This is a genomic window from Neisseria sp. HMSC069H12, from assembly GCF_001812735.1.
In the GTDB taxonomy this organism is placed as follows: Bacteria; Pseudomonadota; Gammaproteobacteria; order Burkholderiales; family Neisseriaceae; genus Neisseria; species Neisseria subflava.
Genome location: NZ_KV810295.1, coordinates 29,385 through 36,202, shown reverse-complemented (window position 1 = coordinate 36,202; position 6,818 = coordinate 29,385). Strand labels below are relative to the sequence as shown.

At 51.1% G+C, this 6,818-nt stretch carries 5 protein-coding genes, 3 tRNA genes and 1 pseudogene; 2 read left to right on the top strand and 7 right to left on the bottom strand.

All coding sequences use genetic code 11. From position 1 onward, the window contains the following. The 4 genes from HMPREF2872_RS09055 to HMPREF2872_RS09040 form a co-directional block, all read right to left on the bottom strand. A partial coding sequence (locus tag HMPREF2872_RS09055) for a transposase (RefSeq protein ID WP_070633063.1) occupies positions 1-225 on the bottom strand: 225 nt, incomplete at its 3' end. A gap of 160 nt (positions 226-385) precedes the next feature. After that, complete coding sequence (locus tag HMPREF2872_RS09050; RefSeq protein WP_070633061.1) at positions 386-1,699, bottom strand: sensor histidine kinase; 1,314 nt, start codon at positions 1,697-1,699, stop codon at positions 386-388. A 29-nt stretch (positions 1,700-1,728) separates the two neighbouring features. Next, complete coding sequence (locus tag HMPREF2872_RS09045; protein WP_070633059.1) at positions 1,729-2,406, bottom strand: response regulator; 678 nt, start codon at positions 2,404-2,406, stop codon at positions 1,729-1,731. Positions 2,407-2,551: 145 nt separating this feature from the next. Beyond that, on the bottom strand, positions 2,552-3,118 hold the full coding sequence (locus HMPREF2872_RS09040) for an NADPH-dependent FMN reductase (protein WP_070633057.1): 567 nt from the start codon (positions 3,116-3,118) through the stop codon (positions 2,552-2,554). Between the two features lie 136 nt (positions 3,119-3,254). Between HMPREF2872_RS09040 and HMPREF2872_RS09035 the strand changes: the two are divergent. Beyond that, positions 3,255-4,681: pseudogene (locus tag HMPREF2872_RS09035) on the top strand (MFS transporter). A gap of 69 nt (positions 4,682-4,750) precedes the next feature. Continuing rightward, positions 4,751-6,163, top strand: coding sequence for a D-alanyl-D-alanine carboxypeptidase/D-alanyl-D-alanine endopeptidase (gene dacB, locus HMPREF2872_RS09030; RefSeq protein ID WP_070633055.1), 1,413 nt, complete (start codon positions 4,751-4,753; stop codon positions 6,161-6,163). A 289-nt stretch (positions 6,164-6,452) separates the two neighbouring features. On the opposite strand, the gene HMPREF2872_RS09025 is transcribed toward dacB, so the two are convergent. The 3 genes from HMPREF2872_RS09025 to HMPREF2872_RS09015 all read right to left on the bottom strand — a co-directional run bounded on the left by HMPREF2872_RS09025 (position 6,453) and on the right by HMPREF2872_RS09015 (position 6,754). Next, a tRNA-Asp gene (locus HMPREF2872_RS09025) sits at positions 6,453-6,529 on the bottom strand. Positions 6,530-6,562: 33 nt separating this feature from the next. After that, a tRNA-Val gene (locus tag HMPREF2872_RS09020) sits at positions 6,563-6,638 on the bottom strand. Between the two features lie 39 nt (positions 6,639-6,677). Continuing rightward, positions 6,678-6,754: transfer RNA gene (locus HMPREF2872_RS09015), tRNA-Asp, on the bottom strand. Between the last annotated feature and the right edge of the window lie 64 nt (positions 6,755-6,818).

The window sequence follows — 6,818 nt, the reverse complement described above, 5'->3', positions numbered from 1 at the left end:
GGGATCGGAGAGGCTGTGCCATTGTCCGAGCAAGACGGCTTTGAACATGGACAACAGGGGATAGGCGGGACGGCCACGGTGGTCTCTAAGGTAACGGGTTCTTTGACGATTCAGGTATTGTTCGATCGGCTGCCAATCAATCACTTGATCCAACTTCAATAGTGGGAAGCGGTCGATGTGTTTGGCAATCATGGCTTGTGCGGTTTGTTGGAAGAAGGTGCTCATGAGAAATCCCCTAAATGTCTTGGTGGGAATTTAGGGGATTTGGGGGGATTTTGCAAAGGTGTCAGGCCGTCTGAAAGGTATTTTCAGACGGCCTTTGGTTTTAAAACGTTTTCATTTATCGGATTAAAGCTAGATAAACCAATTTGAGCGGGTCGATTATTTAAAGCGTCTTTTTATCCAACTCGGCAATAATCAGCAAGCCGCTGTCAAAGCGTCGGCTGTCGGCCAGTTTCAGACGGCCTTGATGGCGTTTGACAATGGTGTTTGCGATGGACAGCCCCAGGCCGGTGCCTTGTTGTTCGGTGCCGAGAATGCGGTAGAAGGGGTCGATAACGCGTTGGCGCTCGCTTGGGGGAATACCGGGGCCGTCGTCTTCCACCCAGATGTTGAGGTATTCGGCGGTTTCGTCAAAGCCCAAATCTATGCGGCCGCCTTTGGGGGTGTAGCGGATGGCGTTGTCGGTAAAGGTTTTGATAAGGGTGTAGATTTCGGTGTCGTCGGCGTGGATTTGGCAGTCGTTTTCAACGGCGACGCCGATGTCTTGACCTTTGGCCAGCGCCAGCGGCATGAGTTCCTGCAAGACGCGGCGGAACTGGTTTTGCAGGCTGATCAGGGTTTTGGGGCGTTGGGTTTCGGGTGCTTGGGCGCGTGCGAGGGAAAGGAGTTGCTCGAGCAGGTGGCGGTTGCGCTGTATGCTTTGTTGCAACAGGGCGGACTGCTCGCGCGCTTCGGCGGACAGCTGCATATTGTTGAGCCGTTCTGCCTGAAGGGAAAGGGCGGTCATGGGGCTGCGCAATTCGTGTGCGGCATCGGCGATAAAGCGTTGCTGTTGGCGGACGTTTTCGTCGGTACGTTGCAACAGGTTGTTGATGGCGACGACAAAGCCTTGGATCTCGCTGGGAATGTCTTGCGTGTCTATCGGCGAGAGGTCGTTGATTTGGCGCTGTTCCAAATCGTTGGACAGGGTTTTGACGGAACGCATGGCTCGATGGGTAATCCAGACGGTAAGCAGGATAATCAGGGGTAGGGCGAGGAGCATGGGGAGGATGCTCTGCATAGCGGCCATTTCGGCCAGCTCTTCGCGGTAGTCGCTTTCCTGCATGACGGCGATGCGGCCTTGTTTGGTGTTGCGGGTATAAACGCGGTAGTAATCGTCGTCGTCATCGGCCTGAATGGTGTGCAGGCCGTCTGAAATCTGCTCAGGCAGGCTGACAATGGGGTTGGGCGTATTGGGAAATTGAACGGAAATCTTGTTGTCGTTGTCGAGCGAGTGCTTCTCGTCATCGGCATCGCTCGGGTCGAGATAGTTCGCGACTTGGCGCAACAGGTCGTCTTGAACCTCTTGGGTCTCGTGATAAGTATCGTAATATGAAAATATGCCTGCGAGAATGGAGAGGGGCAGGAGCATGCAGATCAGGGCGAGGCTGATCTTAACTTGCAGGGATTGTTTGATGGTGTGGATAAGGCGTTGCATGGTTTGTGTGTTGGTGTTGTTGTGGTTTTTCAGACGGCCTGGTTGTTTTGTGCAACCAGCCAGCCGACCCCGCGGACGTTTTGAATCGCTTCTTTGCCGAGTTTTTTGCGTAAGGCGTGAATTAGGAAGTCAACGGCGTTGCTTTCAACTTCTTCACCCCAGCCGTAGATTTTGTCTTCCAAATCGCTGCGCGACAGAATCACGCCCGGACGCAGTAGCAGGGCTTGGAGGACGGCAAATTCTTTGTTGCTGAGCATGATGGCCTGTTCCTGCCCGACCACTTCCGCCTGATGGGTGGAAGGGTTGAGCGTGATGATGCCGTTGCTCAGCAGCGTTTGCGTCTGCCCACCGTGTCGGCGCAATACGGCGCGCATACGGGCTTGCAGTTCCGCCATGTCGAAGGGTTTGACGATGTAGTCGTCTGCGCCGCCGTCTAGGCCGGTGAGGCGGCTGTGCAAATCATCGCGCGCGGTCACGATTAAGATAGGGACGGTACAGCCGCCGCTGCGGATTTGCGTCAATACGTCCAAACCGTCTTTGCCGGGCAAACTCAAATCCAAGAGCAGCAAATCGTATGCCTGCGCCGCCACTGCTGCGGCAACTTCCGAACCGCGGCTGACCCAATCGACAGCGTAGCCGGTGTCTTTCAGGTTGGCACTGACGGCTTGAGCAATCATGGCATCGTCTTCAACCAATAATACGCGCATGGAAGTTCTCCGGAGGATGGGTGGACAGTGATTATAACCGCACTCAATTAGTAAAAATTTAGGAAGGGTTGAAAAACTGATTTTTTGCAAAAGATGAGGCCGTCTGAAATTCGTTTTTCAGACGGCCTGTATGCTTCAATCGCGATTATTTAGGGTTTTTCTCAATCAAGGCAACCAATTGGTCGATATAGCCTTGAACAAAGCCGCGCGCGGATTCGATGAGCTGGCCGTTGTCGTCAAACAGGGTAGGCGAGTTGCCGAGGAACACTTCCGGCTGGCCGGTCAGCGGCATATCGAAATATGAGAGGGCAAGGCGCAGATTTTTTTGCGCGCTATAACCGCCCATTTTGCCGACGGAATGGCTGATGATGCCGGCAGGTGTTTTTTTCCAGGCAACATCGGCATTGGGTTTGGAACCGATGTCGATGGCGTTTTTCAGGCAGGCGGGGACGGTACGGTTGTTTTCGGAAGTCACGAACAATACGCCGGCAGAGGCTTTGATGGTTTCACGGAACTCGGTATAGCTGGATGGAGTGGGGAAGTCGGTAACGGCAGGATCGTCGTAGTCGAAGTTGTATAAAGGCAAATGGCCGATTTCGACGATTTGCGCTTCGTAGCCTTCGGGGAACATGGAAATGACGTTTTGTGCGACTTTTCGTGCGAACGAGCCTTTACGCAGGCTGCCGACCAAGATGCTGACTTTCTTTGACATGTTTTTCTCCTGTTTGATAATAAAAATGAAAACGATTCTAAATTTTAGTATTGTCTGGAGAAGCGGTCAAGGTTTCAGACGGCCTGTCAAAACGGTTTATGCTAAAATAACGGTTTCGCTGATATTTCAAATTATTATGCACGCTTCTGATTCGCAAGAGGGCGAAACGGCACACGAATACTACGCCGACAATCCCGACTTTCCTGCTAAAACCATTGTCGCCACCTTATTCATCGGCGCATTTTTCGGCTATCTCAACGACACGCTGCTGAATGTCGCACTCACGCCGATTATGAAAGATTTCGGGGTCGATAAGACCACGGTTCAATGGTTGACGACGGGCTTTTTGCTGGTTATGGGGCATTTACGCCGATTACGGCAGGCGTGATTCAATGGTTTGAAACGCGCAAAATGGTGCTGTTTACGCAGGCAACGTTTTTAGCAGGATCGCTGATTTGCGCGTTTGCACCTACTTTCGGAATTTTGGTTGTGGGGCGTATGGTGCAGGCGGTGTCTGCCGCGTTTTTTGTCCCGCTTCTGTTTAACGGCGTATTGTCGATTTTCCCGCCCAATAAGCGCGGAACGGCGATGGGTGTGATTACCATGATGTTTACCGCCGCGCCTGCAATGGGGCCGACGCTGTCGGGCATCATCATCGACCATACGCATTGGCGCGTGCTGTTCGGTTTTACCGCGCCGTTTATGTTGGCGGCGATGGTGCTGGTAGGCAAATATTTGACGGTCAATTTGAGTAACATCAGCCGTCCGAAAATCGATATGTTGTCGGCTGTGTTGTCGATTGCAGGCTTCGGCGGGCTGGTTTATGCGAGCAGTAATTTTGCCCATATGCCGTTGGTGGAATTTATCCTGCTCTTTGCAGCTTCCGTTGTGCTGGTGGGTTGGTTTGCGCACCGTCAGTTCCGTTTGGCCACGCCGTTGTTGAACCTTCGTGCGTTTGAATACAAACAGTTCAGATATTGCGTTGTGATTTTGGCCGGTGCGATATTCCTGTTCTTGGGCTTGGAATTGATGGTGCCGATGTACACGCAGCAAGTGCTGATGCTGACCGGTACGGCAACCGGCCTGATCCTGCTGCCTGCCAGTATTGCCCAAGCGGTTGCCGCGCCGTTGTTCGGCAAATTGTTGGACAAAAAGGGCGGACGTTTTGTCGTTTTGCCGGCAACAGTGATGCTGGTGGTGTCGCTGGCGGTATTGTGGCTGTTTTTGCGGATTGATACGCAAATGGTGATGTTGACGGCGATGTTTACGCTGTTGGCGCTTTCCGTATCTGCTTGTGTAACCGGTGAAACCCATGGTCTGAACGCGTTGCCGAAAACACTTAATCCGCACGGTGCGGCTATTCTGACTACCATCAACCCGATTGCCGGTGCCATCGGTGCGGCGTTTTTTGTCGGTGCGACCAATATCGGTGAGAAACTTTCCAGCGCAGATATGCCGCAACAGGCAATTTTGGATGGTATTCATTTGGCGATGGGTTGCGCTTTGGTTGTCGGTGTTGTGGTCGTCATGTTTGCTTTGCGTTTGAAAGCGCATCAGAAATAAATAAAAGGCCGTCTGAAATGTGCAGACGGCCTAAGTACCTCGTAAGAATTTATAAGATTTTGTAACGTAATGAAGTTAAAAAATATTTTATCAATCAGCCTGATGATGGCGGTTTGTCCGTCATGGGCTTTGGATTTCGGGCGTATTCCTGAAAATGAGATTTCCGTTTATGTGCAGGAATTGGACAGCGGCAAAGTGATTGCCGAACACCGTGCCGATGAATTGCGCAATCCTGCTTCGACGATGAAGCTGGTAACGGCGTTTACCGCGTTTCGTATGCTGGGCGGCGATTATCGTTGGAAAACTGAGTTTAAAACCAACGGCCCAATCAAAGGCGATACGTTGAAAGGCAACGTGTATTGGGTGGGGAGCGGCGATCCTGTGTTTGACCAACATGATTTGGTGCAAATGCAGCAACAGATGCGCGATAAGGGCATACGCCATATTGACGGACATCTGATACTCGACCGCAGCCTGTGGGGCGATGTGAAGAATCCGGATGATTTTGCTTCCGATTCTGCCGAAAGTTTTATGACTCCACCCGATCCCAATATGTTGGCGTATAAAACCGTTGAACTCCGTGCTGAAAAAGGGGAAGACGGAAACTTGGTCATCCGTACCAATCCGCCGCTGCCGAATCTGAATATTCAAAACAAATTGACGCTTGAGAATAAAGCAGGGAAGTGCAGTGTTTTAAAAAACCACATGAAGACTTCCTATAAAAACAATACGCTGACCGTGTCGGGTAAGCTGCCGGAAAGCTGCTTGGGCAAAGAGCTGTATCTGAATATGTATAGCATGAAAGAATTTGTCGGCAAAAGTTTTGTCAACCAATGGCGCCAACAAGACGGCACGATTTCAGACGGCCTGACGACAGGTGCTGCGCCTCATGATGCGCATGTGTTGGCAAGCCATCAATCCAAACCGCTTACCGATATCCTCACCGATATGAACAAGCATTCCAATAATCTGATTGCCCGTTCGGTTTTCCTTAAATTTGCCGGACATATATCTGATTACAAGCAGGCGCAGGCCAAGGCCGCGTCTATCGTAAAAAGTGAGCTGGCGGTTGCCGGTATCAATACGGAAGGGCTGGTGCTGGAAAACGGCTCAGGTCTGTCTCGCGTCGAACGGCTCAATGCGCGCATGATGGCGCAAATGTTGGAAAAAGCCTACTTCAGCCCGTTTAAAAACGAGTTTATCAGTACGCTGCCGATTGCCGGTAAAGACGGCACGCTTAAAACACGCTTGAAACAGCCCGGTGAAAACCTGCGCCTCAAAACCGGTACGCTTAAAGATGTCCGCGCGCTGGCAGGGTATTGGTTGGGCGAAAAGCCGTTGCTGGTTGTCGTGATTATCAACAGCCAAAAATCAACCGATTATTTACGCGACTTGGATAAGCTGGTGTCTAAAATTGTTCAGCCAGGTGGCGAACATTGGATTGATGCTAAGGCCTCCTGCATGATTAGGTATCAGGCTTGATAAGCTAAAAAAGGCCGTCTGAAAATGTATTGACGTTTTCAGACGGCCTTTGTGTAAGAAGAGGAGGCAAGTATTTATGTTTATTTTGAAAGATGATTTAGGGATTTGATGAATAAGCGTTTGGTGTGAATCAGCTTGAGGCGGATGGTCTTTCAGGATTCAAACCATATGTCTGCTTTATTGTGTTGTCCTGTTTATACTATCTAAAAAGCTCGATTTTTTATAAAAAGGCATAGGATACAGACGAAAAAAATACCGGTAAAAACCGGTATTTTTATTTTTAACTTGATGGCGCGGCGGACGGGGCTCGAACCCGCGACCCCCGGCGTGACAGGCCGGTACTCTAACCAACTGAGCTACCACCGCGCATCCACTGTCAAAGACAATGAAAAAGAAACTTGGTGGGTGATGACGGAGTCGAACCGCCGACATTCTGCTTGTAAGGCAGACGCTCTACCAACTGAGCTAATCACCCGAAAAAGGGAGATACTGAAGAGTCAGTATTTTTAAATAATGGCGCGGCGGACGGGGCTCGAACCCGCGACCCCCGGCGTGACAGGCCGGTACTCTAACCAACTGAGCTACCACCGCGCATCCATTGTCAGGGACAATGAAAAGGAAAGTGGTGGGTGATGACGGAGTCGAACCGCCGACA

Coding starts and splice junctions, on each gene's coding strand:
- HMPREF2872_RS09050 (WP_070633061.1), bottom strand. CDS start 1,699: ATGCAACGCCTTATCCACACCATCAAACAATCCCTGCAAGTTAAGATC.
- HMPREF2872_RS09045 (WP_070633059.1), bottom strand. CDS start 2,406: ATGCGCGTATTATTGGTTGAAGACGATGCCATGATTGCTCAAGCCGTC.
- HMPREF2872_RS09040 (WP_070633057.1), bottom strand. CDS start 3,118: ATGTCAAAGAAAGTCAGCATCTTGGTCGGCAGCCTGCGTAAAGGCTCG.
- dacB (WP_070633055.1), top strand. CDS start 4,751: ATGAAGTTAAAAAATATTTTATCAATCAGCCTGATGATGGCGGTTTGT.